Source organism: Amycolatopsis sp. NPDC059021 (genome assembly GCF_042739895.1).
Classification (GTDB): Bacteria; Actinomycetota; Actinomycetes; order Mycobacteriales; family Pseudonocardiaceae; genus Amycolatopsis.
This window is the reverse complement of the sequence record NZ_JBHYIQ010000014.1, coordinates 102,213-117,903: the sequence shown is the minus strand read 5'-3', so window position 1 is coordinate 117,903 and position 15,691 is coordinate 102,213. Positions and strand designations below refer to the sequence as shown.

Genomic DNA, 15,691 nt, shown 5'->3' with positions numbered 1-15,691 from the left:
GTTGTCCACAGGGCGGCGGGCCGGGCCTGGTGCCCGTGCCGCGCACCCTGGCACCGTTGATCACACACGCACCGTGACGGTCCGGCCACCGCGCCGGTCGTCCGTGATCACGGGAAAGCCGAGGGGGCACGATGACGGGTTTGGCACGCCTTCCCGGGTACGAGGCCGGGGCGCACTGGCGCCGCGGCTTCGGCCGATGGGGCGAGGAACTGGCCGCCGGATATCTGCAACGCAGCGGGCTGGTCCTGCTCAGCCGGAACTGGAGCTGTCGCGAGGGGGAGCTGGATCTCGTCCTCACCGACCGGGCGAGAGTCGTGTTCTGCGAGGTCAAGACCCGATCGGGCACCGAGTACGGCCTGCCGTCGGAGACCGTGACCCCGGAGAAGGCCGAGCGGGTCCGGAGAGCGGCCGAGCAATGGCTGCGGGCCTTCCGCCTCGGCTGGTGCCGGACGCGCTACGACGTGGTCACCGTGCTCGCGCGTCCCGGTGAGCGCCCGAGCGTCCGGCATCTCGAGGCGGCGTTCTAGATGCCGATCGCGAAGGCCTGGTCGGTCGCGGTGCTGGGCATCGACGGCAAGATGATCGAGATTGAGGCGGACCTCGGCGGCGGGCTGAGCCGGGTGACCCTGGTCGGGCTGCCCGACGCCGGGCTGCGCGAGGCCAAGGACCGGGTGCGGTCCGCGGTCCGGAACTCCGGTCAGCCGTGGCCCGACGGGAAGGTCACGCTCGGGCTCTCCCCGGCGAATCTGCCCAAGGTCGGCTCCGGGTACGACCTCGGGATCGCGGCCGCGGTACTGGCCGCGCTGGGCGCGGTCCCGGCGACGCGGCTGCTCGGGACGGTGCTGCTCGGCGAACTGGCCCTCGACGGCCGGATCCGTCCGGTGCGCGGTGTGCTGCCCGGGTTGCTGGCCGCTCGCGCGGCGGGCTTCGCCCGCGCCGTCGTCCCGGTGGAATCGTTGTTCGAAGCGGCGCTCGTCGACGGGGTGGAGGTCGCGGGCGCGTCCCGGCTGGCCGATCTGGTGGCCTGGCTGAAAGGCGAGGCCGAGCTCCAGCCGCCCGCCCCGTCCGAACCTCTGGCCGCGCCGTCGTCCGTCCCGGATCTGGCCGACGTCGTCGGGCAGCCCGAGGCCCGGTGGGCGCTGGAAGTTGCCGCGGCGGGCGGGCATCACCTGCTGCTCACCGGCCCGCCCGGGGTCGGCAAGACGCTGCTCGCGAAACGGCTGCCCGGTCTGCTGCCCCGGTTGTCGCCCGAGGAATCGCTCCAGGTGACGGCCGTGCACTCGGTCGACGGCTCGCTGTCCCGGACGGCGCCACTGGTCACCGTGCCGCCGTTCGTGGCACCCCATCACTCGATCACGGTCGCCGCGCTCATCGGCGGCGGCAGCGGGCTGGCCTCGCCCGGCGCGATCAGCCGCGCGCATCGCGGGGTGCTGTTCCTCGACGAGGTGTGCGAGTTCGGCGGGCAGCGCCTGGAGTCCCTGCGCACGGTGCTGGAGGAGGGCGAAGTGCGGATCGCGCGGGTCAAGGGCGCGGTTTCCTATCCCGCGCGGTTCCAGCTGATCCTCGCGACGAATCCCTGTCCTTGCGCGCCACCGAAGGAGACCGACTGCACCTGCTCCGCCACCGCGCGGCGGCGTTACCTCGGCAGGCTCTCCGGCCCGCTGCTGGACCGGGTCGATCTCCGGGTGCGGCTCCGTCCGTTGACGGCCATCAGCGCTCACGAGGTCGAGGCCCCGGAGGGCTCGGAGGCGGTGCGGAAGCGGGTCCTCTCCGCCAGGGAACGGGCGGAGCGGCGTTGGCGGGAGCACGGCTGGCGGGTGAACTCCGACGTGCCGGGCCCGGCCTTGCGCCGGGAGTTCAGCCTTCCCCGCGGCACCACCACCGTTCTCGATCGCGCGCTCGACAGGGGCGTCATCACCGCACGCGGCGCCGACAGATGCCTGCGGATCGCTTGGACCCTCGCCGATCTGGACGGCGTGGCCCGGCCCGGCGGCGATCACGTGTCCGCGGCGCTCGGCTTCCGGGAACGGAGCGCGGCATGAGGAAATTCCGCCGGTACTCCCGTGGTTCGGCTCGGCGCAGGCGAGCCGGGATGGCCTTCAGGCTCGAAGCGTGCTGTCGGCCCGAGCCAGGGTACGACGCCCGCGACCGGCCCCATACCGGGATTCGTGCCCCCGAGCGTCACCACGAGCAGGCGCCGGCGCCGGAACCACGCGTTCGGTCCCGGGTGGCGGCCGAACCGGGTGGACTGTCCCTTGAGGACAGAGCGCGGTTGACGTTTTCGTTGCGGGAGAAGCCGTTCCACTCGCCCGCGGCCGGAAACCGGGAGCCGATGTGAGTACCGTCGAGCCCGAGCGGGCAGCCAGGGCGTACTTGCTCCGGGTAGCCGAACCCCCGGCGCCGGGTCTGGCCGAGTTCGTCGGCGCACACGGGCCGGTGGTGGCGGCCGAGCGTGTCCGCCGCGGCGACTGCCCGCCGAAGATCCGGGAGGAGACCAGCGCCCGGCGCGAGCACGACCTCGTCGAACGTGATCTGGCGTGGGCGGCTGGAACCGGCGCGCGGCTGATCATTCCCGAGGACGAGGAATGGCCTGCCTGGCCGCTGCATTCCCTGTCGGTCGCGGCGGGCCGCGGAGTCCAAGGCAGTTCACCGCCACTCGCGTTGTGGGTATGCGGGGATGTGTCCCTCGCCGACGTCGTCAGTGGCGCCGTCGCCATCGTGGGCGCTCGGGCGGCCACGTCGTATGGCGAGCACTGGGCGACGGAGCTGGCCTACGGCTTGGCGAACCGGGGCATGGCGGTGTTTTCCGGCGCCGCGTACGGAGTGGACGGCGCCGCCCATCGCGGGGCGCTGACCGCGGGCGGAGCGACCGTGGCGGTACTGGGCTGTGCGCTCGACGCCGGATATCCGGCCGGGCACGTGAGCCTGCTGAACCGGATCGCCGCCAATGGCGGCGCCGTCGTCAGCGAGTACCCACCGGGCACCCCGCCCGCGCGGCATCGTTTCTTGGTCCGGAACAGGCTCATCGCGGCCCTCACCGAGGGCACGGTGGTGATCGAGGCGGGGCGGCGCAGTGGTGCCAGGAACACGGCGGGGACGGCCGGGGCGCTCGGGAAGGTCGTGATGGCACTGCCAGGGCCGGTCAGCTCGGCGATGTCGGTGGGCTGCCACACCTTGATCCGCGAGTCGCAGGCGACCCTGGTCGCTTCGGTCGACGACGTGGTCGAGACGGTTGGCCGGTTCGGGAGTGCCGGGGCCGAACCGGAGCGGCCACGGCGTGCCACCGACGGACTCGCACCGGACGCGTTGCGGGTGTACGACGCGCTCACGTCACGAGCGGGCCGGTCGGCGGATCAGGTCGCGGCCGACTCCGGTGTCCCCGTGGGCAAGGTGCGGGCGCTGCTGCCCGCACTGGAGATCGACGGTTTCGCGGCCCGTGGGGAAGCGGGGTGGCGGCGATGTCCGCGACGTTCCTAGGGATCGGCCTCGCGCGCAGGAAACAGAACCTGGGGCGATCGGGTGTGGCGATGCTTGACCAGCCGCGGCTGATCGCGCAGCGTGATCACCATGCCGTCCGCGAATCCCGCCGGGAACCGCCGCCGTGCCCGCCGGCCGGATCTGCGCGCGCTGCGTGCCGCGCTGCCCGAGCCGGTCCAGGAGGTCGTCACCGCCTACGAGCGGCATCTGAGCCTCGAGCGGGGCCTGTCCGCGCACACGGTGCGCGCGTACGTCGGGGACGCGGTGTCCTTGCTGGGGTTCGTCACCGGCGCGGGCGACGAGAAGGCGCCGGACCGGGAGCTCGCGGCGTTGGACATCGGTGTGCTGCGGGGGTGGCTCGCCCGGCAGCACACCGAGGGGGCGAGCCGGACGACGCTGGCTCGTCGTGCGGCCTCCGCACGGACGTTCACGGCTTGGGCGCACCGGCGCGGCGAGCTGGCAGCCGATCCCGGCGGGCGGCTCGCGGCCCCGCGCGCGCACCGGACCCTGCCCGGGGTGCTCCGTGCCGAGCAGGCCGGCGAGGTGATGCGGGCGTCGGAGGCGGGCGCCGCCGAACGGGATCCGGTGGCGCTGCGGGATCGCGCGGTGCTGGAGCTGCTCTACGCCACCGGGATCCGGGTTTCCGAGCTGTGCGGCCTCGACGTCGCCTCGGCCGACTTCTCCCGCCGTGTCGTGACAGTGCTGGGCAAGGGCGGGAAGGAACGTGTGGTGCCGTTCGGGGTACCGGCGGCCGAAGCCGTTCGTGTCTGGCTGGACGAGGGCAGGCCCGAACTCGTCGCCACGGCGGGGGAGGAGGCGCTCTTCCTGGGCGTGCGGGGCAAGCGGCTGGATCCCCGGACCGCCCGGCGGGTGGTGCACGACGCCGTCGGGTCGGTGCCGGGTGCACTCGATATGGGCCCCCACGGCCTGCGGCATTCGGCGGCCACCCATCTGCTGGAAGGCGGCGCCGATCTCAGGAGCGTTCAGGAACTGCTCGGTCACGCTACGCTTGCCACGACGCAGCTCTACACTCATGTGACCGTCGACCGGTTGAAGGCGATCCATGATCGAGCACATCCGCGGGCCTGAGAAGGCCGGCGGGGGTTCGGTCGGACCGTCGGCGCCGGAACCGGCGGCGCACGCGCATCCGCACGAGCACGGAGACCATACTGAGCCGCATGTCGAGAACGACGGTGCAATGACCGCGGGATCTCATGTCACCGAAGCCGCCGGGGTGACCGCTCACGGCGCCGGGGATGTCGTCGAAGACGGCCGTCCCGGCTATGACGTGGACGCGGGCATCCAGGCTCTGTGGCGGCAGTTCGCCGACACCCCGGACCAGGCGTCGCGGGACAGGCTGGTGCTGCACTACGCGCCGCTGGTCAAGTACGTCGCGGGCCGGGTGGGCACCGGGCTGCCCACCCACGTCGACGTCGGTGATCTCGTGCAGTCGGGCATCTTCGGGCTGGTCGACGCGATCGAGAAGTTCGATCCCGACCGGGGCCTGCGGTTCGAGACGTATGCGATGCAGCGGATCCGCGGCGCGATCCTGGACGATCTGCGGTCCCAGGACTGGGTGCCCCGTGCGGTGCGCAGCAAGGCGAAGGAGGCCGAGCGGGCCCTCGAGCGGCTCGGCGCGCGGCTGCACCGCACCCCGACCGACGCCGAACTCGCCACGGAACTCGGCATCACCGTCGACGACCTGCGTGATTTCTACGGGCAGCTTCAGCTCACCAGCGTCGTCGCGCTCGAAGACCTCGTCGCGGCGGGCAAGGACAGCGGCTCGCTCGTCGACTCGCTGCCCGACGACGACGCGGTCGATCCGGTGGCGGTCCTCGTGGACCAGGACAACCGGCGGCAGCTCGCGCAGGCGATCGCGCAGCTGACCGAGCGGGACAAGATCGTCGTCAGCCTGTACTACTTCGAAAGCCTGACGCTCGCGGAGATCGGCAAAGTGCTGGGCGTGACCGAGTCGCGGGTCAGCCAGCTGCACACCCGCGCCGTCATGCGCCTGCGGGCCAAACTCGTCGAACAGTCGAATCCCTAGCGTCCTCCCGGAACCAGAGCGTCTTCCCGGGAAAAGTACGGCTTCAGCCGGATTTCGCCTTGTTCACCGGTGAGGGTGAGCGGGTCGAGATAGTCGTGGCCCCGGCGGACACCCCAGTGCAGGCACGCCGCCACGGTGCACCTGGGATGCCCGGGGACGACGGCGCCCAGTGGCTGGCCGCGATAGACCTGGTCGCCCGCCGACACCGATGGGGTGACGGGTTCGTAGGTGGTGCGGAGGCCGCCGTCGTGGTCGACGGAGACGACGCCCCGCCCGGCGAGCACACCCGCGAAGACGACGACACCCTCGGCCGCGGCGAGTACCTGCTGACCGGGTGTGGCGGCGAGGTCGACGCCGCGGTGGCCGGGGCCGAACGGGGTGTCGGGCGCGTCGAAGTACCTCGTCACCTTCGGGACCGGGGACAGCGGCCAGGACAGCCGCGGTTCGGGTTTGGAGGCCGCGGTGGCGGCCGTGGCCGGGATAGTCGCCGAGAGCCCGGCGAACCCGAGGAACAGGGCCGCGAGCAGGGCGAACACCGGCCGTGGCCGGATGCGGGGGCAGGTGGATACGGTCATGATTCCCAGGCTGCCGGGTGCGCGGCCGGCCGGACGGCGGGTCCGGGAATCTGTGGACAACCGGACCCGTTGTGGACAACCGGGCCGGATCGGGCCGCCGGTGGGGATAGGGCTGGTGGCAGGGGGTAGAATCAGTTCAGCGGTTCGCGTGAGCGGACTGACTTCGCGTGCACGTGCGCGTCCACCGGCAGTCTCTTCAGCCGGACGAATCAGGACGCACGGCACCCGGCGGTCCCTGGGGTTTTCGCCACGGGGTCCGGGTTCCGGCACGGCACCAGGGCGAACGGCCACCCGGCCGATCGCGACAAAACCGAGCAGCGTGCCGGCACGACCACCGGCGCGCACGACACAGAAGAGGTGTGATTCCGGCAATGGCCGTCGTCACCATGAAGCAGCTGCTCGACAGCGGCGTGCACTTCGGGCACCAGACCCGTCGGTGGAACCCGAAGATGAAGCGCTACATCTTCACCGAGCGCAACGGCATCTACATCATCGACCTGCAGCAGACGCTGAGCTACATCGACCGTGCCTTCGAGTTCATCAAGGAGACCGTCGCGCACGGCGGCACGATCATGTTCGTCGGCACGAAGAAGCAGGCGCAGGAGGCCATCGCCAACGAGGCCACCCGCGTCGGCATGCCGTACGTGAACCAGCGCTGGCTCGGCGGCATGCTGACCAACTTCCAGACCGTGCACAAGCGTCTCCTGCGCCTCAAGGAGCTCGAGGCCCAGGAGCAGACCGGTGGCTTCGCCGGTCTCACCAAGCGCGAGATCCTGACGCTGACCCGCGAGAAGGAAAAGCTGGAGAAGACCCTCGGCGGTATCCGTGACATGGCCAAGGTGCCGAGCGCGGTGTGGATCGTCGACACCAAGAAGGAGCACATCGCCGTCGGCGAGGCTCGCAAGCTCAACATCCCGGTCGTCGCGATCCTCGACACCAACTGCGACCCGGACGAGGTCGACTACCCGATCCCGGGCAACGACGACGCGATCCGGTCCGCCGCGCTGCTGACCAAGGTCGTTGCCGAGGCCGCGGCCGCCGGTCTGATGGCCCGTTCCAGCCGCAACGGCGCTTCGGCCGGCGCGAAGCCGGAGCCGGGTGTCGCCTCCGACGAGCCGCTGGCCGAGTGGGAGAAGGAGCTGCTCGCCGGCGCTGAGAACGCCGGCTCGGACAACGCTGCCGCCGCCGCGGACACGACCGAGGCCGCCAAGGCCGAGGCCGAGCAGGCCACCGCCTCCTCCTGATCCACCACCGTGCCCGTGCGGCCGGCCGCCCCCGGCCGCACGGGTTCCGACCCCCGCACAAGATTTCACGTACCTGAAAAAGGACGGATTACGCACGATGGCGAACTACACCGCCGCTGACGTGAAGCGCCTGCGCGAGATGACCGGCGCCGGCATGATGGACTGCAAGAAGGCGCTCGAGGAGAACGAGGGCGACTTTGACAAGGCTGTCGAGTTCCTGCGCATCAAGGGTGCCAAGGACGTCGGCAAGCGCGCCGAGCGCGCCACCGCCGAGGGCCTCGTCACCGGTGACGGTGGCGTGCTGATCGAGCTGGACTCCGAGACCGACTTCGTCGCGAAGAACGACGACTTCCAGCAGCTGGCCGCCCGGATCGTCGAGGTCGCGAAGAGCCTCAAGACCAGCGACGTCGAGGCGCTGAAGGCGGCCGACCTGGACGGCAAGCCGGTCAACGAGGTCGTGCAGGAGCTGTCGGCCCGCATCGGCGAGAAGCTGGAGCTGCGCCGGGTCGTGGCCTTCGAGGGCCAGACCGCGACCTACCTGCACCGCCGCGGCTCGGACCTGCCGCCCGCCGTGGGCGTGCTGGTCGAGTTCACCGGTGACGACGTCGACGCCGCCCGCGGCGCCGCCATGCAGGTCGCCGCGCTGCGCGCGAAGTACCTGACCCGCGAGGAGGTGCCGGCCGAGATCATCGAGAACGAGCGCCGCATCGCCGACCAGACCGCCCGCGAGGAAGGCAAGCCGGAGCAGGCGCTGCCGAAGATCGTCGAGGGCAAGGTCAACGCCTACTACAAGGACAACGTCCTGCTCGAGCAGCCGTCGGTCAAGGACAACAAGAAGACCGTGAAGGCGCTGCTGGACGAGGCGGGCGTGACCCTGACCCGGTTCGCCCGGTTCGAGGTCGGCCAGGCCTGATCGAAGCCGTACGGCTAGGGTTGACGCCGCCTCCGCGGGAGAGAGCACGTCTGCGGAGTTCGACACCACTGTGCCCCGTCTCCGCTCATCGGGGACGGGGCACAGGTGGGTCTGGCGGGATTCGCGAGGCGGGTCCATGAGCACACAACAGGAGGCGCGTGAGAATGGGTGACCGGGTCGAGGGCGGCTATCGGCGGGTGCTGCTGAAGCTGGGCGGCGAGATGTTCGGTGGTGGTTCCATCGGCGTCGACCCGGATGTGGTGCACTCGGTCGCCCGGCAGATCGCCGCGGTCGCGCGGACCGGGGTCCAGATCGCCGTGGTCATCGGCGGCGGCAACTACTTCCGCGGCGCCGAGCTGTCCCAGCGTGGCATGGACCGCGATCGCGCCGACTACATGGCGATGCTCGGCACCGTGATGAACTGCTTGGCGCTGCAGGACTTCCTCGAGAAGGAGGGCCTGCCCACCCGCGTGCAGACCGCGATCACCATGGGCCAGGTCGCCGAGCCCTACATCCCGCGCCGCGCGGAGCGGCACCTGGAGAAGGGCCGCGTCGTCATCTTCGGCGCCGGGGTCGGCATGCCCTACTTCTCCACCGACACGGCGGCCGCCCAGCGTGCGCTCGAGCTCGGCTGCGAAGCGGTTCTGATGGCGAAGGCCGTCGACGGGGTCTACACCGCCGACCCGAAGAGTGACCCGAGTGCCAAGATGTTCCACGAGATCAGCCACCGCGAGGTGCTCGAACGGGATCTCAAGGTCGCCGACGCCACCGCGTTCAGCCTCTGCATGGACAACAACATGCCGATCATCGTGTTCAACCTGCTCACCGAGGGGAACATCGCCCGTGCGGTCAGTGGTGAGAGGATCGGCACCCTGGTCAGTACCCCCGCCGACGGGGTATCGGCCTAGACCTGCTGGGATCTATCGCAGCGCCCACCATCACAACCACCGGGAGTAGCCGTGATCGACGAGACCCTCCTCGACGCCGAGGAGAAGATGGAAAAAGCGGTGTCCGTCGCGAAGGAGGACCTGACGTCGGTACGCACCGGCCGGGCCACCCCGTCGATGTTCTCGCGCATCGTCGTCGAGTACTACGGTGCGCCGACCCCGCTGAACCAGCTCGCCAGCGTGAACGTCCCCGAGGCCCGGATGGCGCTGATCAAGCCTTACGACACGACCCAGCTGGCCGCGATCGAGAAGGCGATCCGCGAGTCCGACCTCGGTGTCAACCCGAGCAACGACGGCAACGTGATCCGCATCGTCATCCCGCAGCTCACCGAGGAGCGGCGCAAGGAGATGGTGAAGGTCGCCAAGGGCAAGGGTGAGGACGCCCGCGTCTCCATCCGCAGCATCCGTCGTAAGGCGAAGGAAGAGCTGGACCGTATCAAGAAGGACGGCGAGGCGGGTGAGGACGAGGTCGTGCACGCGGAGAAGGAGCTGCAGAACCTCACCGACACCTACGTGCACCAGGTCGACGACCTGGTGAAACACAAGGAAGCCGAGCTGCTCGAGGTCTGATGGCACAGGTGAGCGAGGACCGGGTGGACACCCCGGAACCCGAGCCGGAACCGGTCGAGCAGCCGGAACCGCCGAAGAAGGTTTCCAAAGCAGGCCGCAACCTCCCCGCGGCCATCGCCGTCGGCGTCGTGCTGGGCGCGGCGATCATCGTTTCCTTGCTCACCGTCCGTCATCTGTTCATCGGCATCGTGGCGATCGCGATCGCGGTCGGCACGGTCGAGCTCGCCGGGGCGCTGCGCCGGGCCGCGGACATCCGGGTCGCGCTCGTCCCGGTGCTCGTCGGCGGGCAGGCGATGATCTGGCTCGCCTGGCCGTTCGGCCGCGAGGGCATGATCACCGCGTTCGTGCTGACGGTGCTGGCCTGCCTGCTGTGGCGGCTGCCCGGCGGCGCGCAGGGTTACCTGCGGGACATCGGTGCCTCGGTGTTCGCCGCCGCGTACCTCCCGTTGTTCGGCGCGTTCGCCGCGATGCTCGTGGACCCCGGCGACGGCGTCGGCCGGGTCCTCACCTTCATGATCTGCGTCGTCGCCTCCGACACCGGCGGTTACATCGCCGGTGTCCTCGGCGGGAAGCACCCGATGGCGCCGTCCATCAGCCCGAAGAAGACCTGGGAGGGCTTCGCCGGGTCGATGGTCGCGGGCCTGGTCGCCGGTGCGCTGTCGCTCAGCCTGCTGCTGAACGGCCACGCCTGGCAGGGGATGCTGTTCGGGGTGGCGGTCGTGCTGACCGCGACGCTCGGCGATCTCGTCGAGTCGCTCATCAAACGTGACCTCGGGATCAAGGACATGGGCACGATGCTGCCCGGTCACGGCGGGCTGATGGACCGCCTCGACTCCCTGCTGCCCTCGGCCGTCGTTTCCTGGCTGCTGCTTTCGGCGTTCGTCCCCACTCCCTGAGCCCGTTCCGCGGGCCGGGCGTGGGGATCGTTCGGCGACCGCCGAACCGTTCCGGCGGTTGACTCGTTCCCATGGTCACCACGGCATCCCCGAAGGCACCGGCCCGGCTCGCGCTCACCGCCGTCTGTCTCGGCTTCTTCATGATCACGCTGGACGCGACGATCGTGAACCTCGCGCTCCCGGCGATCGGCGCGGACTACGCCGAACCGTCCACGGCCGCGTTGCAATGGGTCGTCGACGCCTACACGGTGACGCTCGCCGCGTTCCTGCTCACCTGGGGAGCGGCGGGGGACCGCTGGGGTTCGCGGCGGGTGTTCGAGGCGGGCGTGGCCGTGTTCGTCCTCGCCTCGATCGCTTGTGCCGCAGCGGGTTCACTGCCCTGGCTGATCGCCGCCCGCGCGGTGCAGGGTGCCGGCGCGGCCGCGTTGCTGCCCTCGTCGCTGGCTCTCATCGCGCATCAGTTCCCCGACGCCGGCGCGCGGGCGCGGGCACTGGGCGTGTGGGGCGGGATGAGCGGGATCGGGCTCGCCGCGGGACCGTTGCTGGGCGGGCTCGCGGTGGGGCTGGCCGACTGGCGGCTGGTGTTCGCGGTCAACGTCCCGGTCGGGCTGCTCGCGATCGTGCTGACGCGCCGGGCGGTGACCGAGACGCCGCTGCGGGCGCGCACGCGCATCGACGGGATGGGCCAGGTTTCCGGCACGGCCGTGCTGGCGTGCCTCGTGGCCGGGTTCATCGAATCGGGCCACGCTGGTTGGCTCGCCGCGCCGACGCTCGTGTTGCTGGGTGCCGGGGTGGTATGCGGTGCGCTTTTCGTTGTCGTGGAACGGATCGTGTCCGCGCCGGTGCTTCCGACGGGTGTGCTGCGCGTACGGAACTTCGCGGTCGCGACGGCGATCGGCGGGTTGTTCAACTTCGGCATGTACGGCGCGTTGTTCTGTCTCGCGTTGTTCCTGCAACGGGTGTGGACGCTGAGTGTGCTGCCCGCGGGGCTGGCGCTGGTGCCGCTGACCGCCGTGGTCGGGATCAACGCGTTCTTCTCCGGCAGGCTCATCAGCCGGTTCGGCGCGCGTCTCCCGATCGTCGCCGGTGCGCTGGCCGGGCTCGCCGGTGCGATCGGGTTCGCGCTGCTGCCCGACGGCCGGTCGGTGCCCGTGCTGATCGTCTTCTCGGTGATCTACGGGTGCTGCTCGCTGGCCATGCCCGCGATGACGTCGGTGGCGATGAACGCGTTGCCGGACAAGGCAGGACTCGCCGCCGGTGTGCTCAACGCGTCGCGGCAGACCGGCGGCGCCCTCGGCGTCGCGCTCGTCGGCGGGCTGCTGCCGGGCACGGCCATGTGGCTGGTCGCGGCCGGGTACGTCACGATCGCGCTGCTCGCTCTCCGCGTCGAGCGATAGCAAAGGTCCCTTGCTCCCGCCGGGCGCGCTCAGTCGTCGTAGGGGTCGTCGACCTCGGCGCTGCCCCAGGTCTCGGCCGCGCGCGAGTGGTCGATCACCGCGAACACCGAACCGTCCGGGTCGGCGAGGATCGCCACTCGGCCGAACGGGGTGTCGTAGGGCTCGATGACGACGGCGCCGCCGAGGGCGAGCGCGTCGGCGGCCGCGGCGTCACTTCCGCGGACCGGATCGACGTCGAAGTAGACGAGCCAGTGCGGGGGAGTATCACGACGGTATTCCGGGCCCATGACGTAGCGGTAGAGCACGGGCTCGTGCTCTACCATCCATTCCGCGTAGTCCATCGACTCGCCGTCGCCGATCTGATGGCTCGAGTAGGTGAACAGCTTGCAGTAGAAGTGATCGGCGGACGCGCCGTCGTGGGTGTTGAGGTCGGCGCCGCTGAAGGTGTTGGGGCGCCCGGTCGCGAACTGCCAGTCCGGCGGGACCTCCCACAGCACCAGCGGTGCGCCGCAGGCGTCGATCACGTGCAGGATCGCGCCGCGGTGGGGAATGGGGAGCGGCCCGAGCGTCACCCGGCCGCCGAGATGGACGACCCACTCCGCGGCGCTCGCGGTGTGCGGCACCGCCAGGTGCGGGACCCAGCCCTGCGGGCTCTGGGCGCTCGCGCGGTACAGGCCACTGGCCTGGACCCCGCCGGAAGTCGCGATGGAGTAGCGCCGGTCCGGGGTCGCCGGATCCCGTTTGGTCGTGTACTGCCAGCCGAAGAGACCGCCGTAGAACCGTTGTGCCGCGGCCTCGTCCTGGCAGCCGAGCTCGATCCAGCAGGGAAGCCCGGTCGCGACCGGGGATGGTGGGCTGGGCGGACCTGACGGCATACTGGGTCTCCCTCCGGGCTTCGGTGGAGTCTAGAGGGGCCACATAAGTTTTTCGCCAAGTTTCGATGCCGGAAGATCGAGGATCCTCCTGCCGACGACCCGGAAAGGGAGAGATCCGAAGTGCGGTGGTTGCCCCGGTCCGTGGCGCCGTCCCGGCGGTCCGAGGTCGTGCCGAGCCCGAACATCTGGTACTACCAGCGGGCTTACGAGGTGGAGAACCGCGCGCAGGACGTCGACGGCGAGATCTGGCGGGTGCTGCGCGAGGAGTACGACTGGGCCGGCCGCGACGTGCTCGACGTGGGCTGCGGCGACGGTTTCCATTTGCCGTACTTCGCCCGCGACGCCCGTTCCGTGCTCGGCGTCGAGCCCCACGAACCGCTCGCCCGCGACGCCGCCGAGCGGGTGCGGGACCTGGCGAACGCCGAGGTCCGGCAAGGCCGGGCGCAACGGCTTCCCGTCGGCGACGCCTGCGTGGACGTGGTGCACGCGCGCACCGCGTACTTCTTCGGGCCGGGCTGTGAGCCAGGGCTCCGCGAAGCCGAACGCGTGCTGCGGCCGGGTGGCGCGATCCTGATCGTGGACCTCGACGTCACCAGTGATCCGTACGGGAGCTGGATGCGCGAGGATCTGCCGGACTACGACCCGCCCGCCGTCGAGCGGTTCTTCGACCGGGCGGGGTTCCGGTGCCGCCGGGTGGCGACGCGCTGGCGGTTCGAAGACGCCGCCGCGATGGAGTCAGTGCTGAAGATCGAGTTCAGCGCGAAGGTCGCAGCGCGGGCGATCGCCGAGGTGCATCGCCGCAACGCCAAGGAATTCCACGCCGGGAGCGCGGAAATGACGCTGCCGGTGGGCTATCGCGTCCATACGCGCGTCAAGCCCACCGGCCTCGCCCTGCCCGGTCACTCGGCCGCCGCCGGGGACTCGGGCGCGTCGTCTTCGACCTCACCCAGAATGGCGTAGATCGAGCGACGCGCTTCGTTCAGCACGTCCGCCGCGCGAGCCTGCTGGCTCTCGGAACCGGCGCGCATCACCTGGACGACCGCGGCGGCCAGTCCGGCGCCCGCCTTGCGGAGCCCGACCTCGTTCGGGTCGACGTCGTGGGCGATGTGCTCCCATGGCGGCGTGGAGTCCTGCCGCTCGGCGGCGGCGCGGCCCTCGTCGGTCAGCTCGAAGAGCTTCTTGCCGTGCTCGTCCTTGCTCAGGACGAGCCCTTCGTCGGCCAGCATCTGCAGCGTCGGATAGACCGAGCCGGGGCTCGGCTTCCAGAAGCCGCCGCTGCGTTCGCCGATTTCGCGGATGATCTCGTAGCCGTGCCGGGGCTGCTCGGCGAGCAGCGCCAGGATCGCGGCCCGGACGTCGCCGCGCCTGCTGCGCCGTCCGCCGCCCCGCCGTCCACGCGAGCCGTGCCCGCGCCCCGGGGGGAAGTCGCCGAAGCCGCCGCGGGCCCATGGCCCGAAGTCCGCCCGGCCACGTTCGCGAGGGAATCGTTGGTGTCGTCTCATGAGTTGAGTCCTTTCTCGAAGTATTCCGACACGTTCACGATATATCGGAAACAGTCGTTTGGCAATATCGATGGTGTGATGTGGCCCGCAACGCCCGGCATGGGACACTTGACCTGCTATGACTGCCCTCCCCCTCGTCTTCGACGCGCCCAAGCGCGGCCTCCCGCCGCGCCACCTCGCCGACCTCTCGGCCACCGAACGCGCCGAAGCCGTGGCCGCGCTCGGCGAGAAGCCGTTCCGCGCCAAGCAGCTCTCCAACCACTACTTCGCCCGCCTCACCGTCGACCCCGAGGCGATGACCGACATCCCGGCCGCCGCCCGGCAACGGCTCGTCGACGAGCTCATGCCGCCGCTGCTGACCGAGGTCCGCGCGCTCACCACCGACGAGGGCACCACGCGCAAGACCCTCTGGCGCGCACACGACGGCACGCTGCTGGAGAGCGTCCTGATGCGCTATCCGGACCGCGCGACGCTGTGCATCTCGAGCCAGGCCGGCTGCGGCATGGCCTGCCCCTTCTGCGCGACCGGCCAGGGTGGTCTGGACCGCAACCTGTCGACGGCGGAGATCGTCGACCAGGTCCGCTCCGCCGCCGCGGTCATGCGGGACGGTCTCATGCCCGGCGGCCCCGGCCGGCTGTCGAACATCGTCTTCATGGGCATGGGTGAGCCGCTCGCGAACTACAAGCGGGTGGTGGCCGCGGTGCGCCGGATCACGGATCCGGCGCCGGCGGGGCTGGGGATTTCGCAGCGTTCGGTGACGGTGTCGACCGTCGGCCTGGCTCCGGCGATCCGGAAGCTGGCGGACGAGAAGATGCAGGTGCGTCTCGCGGTTTCCTTGCACACTCCGGACGATGAGCTGCGGGACACGCTGGTGCCGGTGAACAACCGGTGGTCGGTGGACGAGGTTCTCGAGGCCGCGCGGTACTACGCGGACACTTCTGGACGTCGCGTTTCGATCGAGTACGCGTTGATCCGGGACATCAACGATCAGCCTTGGCGTGCCGAGCTTTTGGCGAAGCGGCTGCGGAAGCACCTCGGCCAGCTGGTCCACGTCAACGTCATCCCGCTGAACCCGACGCCGGGTTCGAAGTGGGACGCGTCGCCGAAGCCGGTGGAGCGCGAGTTCGTCCGTCTGGTCAACGCCGGGGGAGTGGCGTGCACGGTCCGCGACACCCGCGGCCAGGAGATCGCTGCGGCCTGCGGCCAGCTCGCTGCCGAAGGCTGATCTTCATGCCCTTGGGACGGAGA

At 70.7% G+C, this 15,691-nt stretch carries 16 protein-coding genes; 13 read left to right on the top strand and 3 right to left on the bottom strand.

The genetic code is table 11. The features are described from left to right. Nucleotides 1-131: 131 nt before the first annotated feature. From ACFWX1_RS11310 to ACFWX1_RS11290, 5 genes are all read left to right on the top strand, one after another. A complete protein-coding gene (locus tag ACFWX1_RS11310; RefSeq protein ID WP_378386229.1) occupies nt 132-527 on the top strand; it encodes a YraN family protein in 396 nt (131 codons plus the stop codon). Next, complete coding sequence (locus tag ACFWX1_RS11305) at nt 528-2,042, top strand: YifB family Mg chelatase-like AAA ATPase (protein ID WP_378386227.1); 1,515 nt, start codon at nt 528-530, stop codon at nt 2,040-2,042. It begins immediately after the preceding gene. 292 nt (nt 2,043-2,334) lie between these two features. After that, a complete protein-coding gene (gene dprA, locus ACFWX1_RS11300; protein ID WP_378386226.1) occupies nt 2,335-3,477 on the top strand; it encodes a DNA-processing protein DprA in 1,143 nt (380 codons plus the stop codon). A gap of 90 nt (nt 3,478-3,567) precedes the next feature. Next, a complete protein-coding gene (locus ACFWX1_RS11295; RefSeq protein ID WP_378386224.1) occupies nt 3,568-4,566 on the top strand; it encodes a tyrosine recombinase XerC in 999 nt (332 codons plus the stop codon). A gap of 109 nt (nt 4,567-4,675) precedes the next feature. After that, nucleotides 4,676-5,524, top strand: a complete 849-nt coding sequence (locus ACFWX1_RS11290) for a FliA/WhiG family RNA polymerase sigma factor (protein ID WP_378386222.1) — start codon at nt 4,676-4,678, stop codon at nt 5,522-5,524. Here the strand turns inward: ACFWX1_RS11290 and ACFWX1_RS11285 are convergent. Further along, nucleotides 5,521-6,099 (bottom strand): murein hydrolase activator EnvC family protein, encoded by a 579-nt coding sequence (locus tag ACFWX1_RS11285; protein ID WP_378386220.1) that lies wholly within the window; start codon nt 6,097-6,099, stop codon nt 5,521-5,523. The two genes, ACFWX1_RS11290 and ACFWX1_RS11285, sit on opposite strands and share 4 nt — an antisense overlap. Before the next feature lie 371 nt (nt 6,100-6,470). Here ACFWX1_RS11285 and rpsB point away from each other — a divergent pair, with 371 nt between their 5' ends. From rpsB to ACFWX1_RS11255, 6 genes are all read left to right on the top strand, one after another. After that, complete coding sequence (gene rpsB / locus ACFWX1_RS11280; protein WP_378386219.1) at nt 6,471-7,343, top strand: 30S ribosomal protein S2; 873 nt, start codon at nt 6,471-6,473, stop codon at nt 7,341-7,343. Nucleotides 7,344-7,440: 97 nt separating this feature from the next. Next, nucleotides 7,441-8,256: a translation elongation factor Ts gene (gene tsf / locus ACFWX1_RS11275; protein WP_378386217.1), complete on the top strand. Its 816-nt coding sequence runs from the start codon at nt 7,441-7,443 to the stop codon at nt 8,254-8,256. Between the two features lie 164 nt (nt 8,257-8,420). Then, nucleotides 8,421-9,164 (top strand): UMP kinase, encoded by a 744-nt coding sequence (pyrH, locus tag ACFWX1_RS11270; protein ID WP_378327367.1) that lies wholly within the window; start codon nt 8,421-8,423, stop codon nt 9,162-9,164. A gap of 51 nt (nt 9,165-9,215) precedes the next feature. Next, the gene (frr, locus tag ACFWX1_RS11265) at nt 9,216-9,773 is read left to right on the top strand and encodes a ribosome recycling factor (protein WP_378327313.1); all 558 of its coding nucleotides are present in this window, start codon (nt 9,216-9,218) and stop codon (nt 9,771-9,773) included. Further along, nucleotides 9,773-10,669: a phosphatidate cytidylyltransferase gene (locus ACFWX1_RS11260; protein ID WP_378386215.1), complete on the top strand. Its 897-nt coding sequence runs from the start codon at nt 9,773-9,775 to the stop codon at nt 10,667-10,669. The genes frr and ACFWX1_RS11260 overlap by 1 nt, the downstream gene beginning before the upstream one ends. A gap of 71 nt (nt 10,670-10,740) precedes the next feature. Beyond that, the gene (locus ACFWX1_RS11255; RefSeq protein WP_378386214.1) at nt 10,741-12,066 is read left to right on the top strand and encodes an MFS transporter; all 1,326 of its coding nucleotides are present in this window, start codon (nt 10,741-10,743) and stop codon (nt 12,064-12,066) included. Between the two features lie 29 nt (nt 12,067-12,095). Here the strand turns inward: ACFWX1_RS11255 and ACFWX1_RS11250 are convergent, their stop codons facing one another. After that, a complete protein-coding gene (locus ACFWX1_RS11250; protein ID WP_378386212.1) occupies nt 12,096-12,941 on the bottom strand; it encodes a VOC family protein in 846 nt (281 codons plus the stop codon). Between the two features lie 120 nt (nt 12,942-13,061). Here ACFWX1_RS11250 and ACFWX1_RS11245 point away from each other — a divergent pair, with 120 nt between their 5' ends. Next, entirely contained in the window at nt 13,062-13,901 is an 840-nt protein-coding gene (locus ACFWX1_RS11245; RefSeq protein ID WP_378386210.1) for a class I SAM-dependent methyltransferase, read from the top strand. On the opposite strand, the gene ACFWX1_RS11240 is transcribed toward ACFWX1_RS11245, so the two are convergent. Continuing rightward, on the bottom strand, nt 13,841-14,443 hold the full coding sequence (locus tag ACFWX1_RS11240; RefSeq protein ID WP_378386208.1) for a PadR family transcriptional regulator: 603 nt from the start codon (nt 14,441-14,443) through the stop codon (nt 13,841-13,843). The genes ACFWX1_RS11245 and ACFWX1_RS11240 overlap by 61 nt on opposite strands. A gap of 118 nt (nt 14,444-14,561) precedes the next feature. Here ACFWX1_RS11240 and rlmN point away from each other — a divergent pair, with 118 nt between their 5' ends. After that, on the top strand, nt 14,562-15,668 hold the full coding sequence (gene rlmN, locus ACFWX1_RS11235; RefSeq protein WP_378386206.1) for a 23S rRNA (adenine(2503)-C(2))-methyltransferase RlmN: 1,107 nt from the start codon (nt 14,562-14,564) through the stop codon (nt 15,666-15,668). Nucleotides 15,669-15,691: the final 23 nt, after the last annotated feature.

Bases quoted from the DNA above. Each gene is read 5' to 3' on its own strand.
- ACFWX1_RS11310 (WP_378386229.1), top strand. From the start codon at position 132: ATGACGGGTTTGGCACGCCTTCCCGGGTACGAGGCCGGGGCGCACTGG.
- ACFWX1_RS11305 (WP_378386227.1), top strand. From the start codon at position 528: ATGCCGATCGCGAAGGCCTGGTCGGTCGCGGTGCTGGGCATCGACGGC.
- ACFWX1_RS11295 (WP_378386224.1), top strand. From the start codon at position 3,568: ATGCCGTCCGCGAATCCCGCCGGGAACCGCCGCCGTGCCCGCCGGCCG.
- ACFWX1_RS11290 (WP_378386222.1), top strand. From the start codon at position 4,676: ATGACCGCGGGATCTCATGTCACCGAAGCCGCCGGGGTGACCGCTCAC.
- ACFWX1_RS11285 (WP_378386220.1), bottom strand. From the start codon at position 6,099: ATGACCGTATCCACCTGCCCCCGCATCCGGCCACGGCCGGTGTTCGCC.
- rpsB (WP_378386219.1), top strand. From the start codon at position 6,471: ATGGCCGTCGTCACCATGAAGCAGCTGCTCGACAGCGGCGTGCACTTC.
- tsf (WP_378386217.1), top strand. From the start codon at position 7,441: ATGGCGAACTACACCGCCGCTGACGTGAAGCGCCTGCGCGAGATGACC.
- pyrH (WP_378327367.1), top strand. From the start codon at position 8,421: ATGGGTGACCGGGTCGAGGGCGGCTATCGGCGGGTGCTGCTGAAGCTG.
- ACFWX1_RS11260 (WP_378386215.1), top strand. From the start codon at position 9,773: ATGGCACAGGTGAGCGAGGACCGGGTGGACACCCCGGAACCCGAGCCG.
- ACFWX1_RS11255 (WP_378386214.1), top strand. From the start codon at position 10,741: ATGGTCACCACGGCATCCCCGAAGGCACCGGCCCGGCTCGCGCTCACC.
- ACFWX1_RS11250 (WP_378386212.1), bottom strand. From the start codon at position 12,941: ATGCCGTCAGGTCCGCCCAGCCCACCATCCCCGGTCGCGACCGGGCTT.
- ACFWX1_RS11240 (WP_378386208.1), bottom strand. From the start codon at position 14,443: ATGAGACGACACCAACGATTCCCTCGCGAACGTGGCCGGGCGGACTTC.
- rlmN (WP_378386206.1), top strand. From the start codon at position 14,562: ATGACTGCCCTCCCCCTCGTCTTCGACGCGCCCAAGCGCGGCCTCCCG.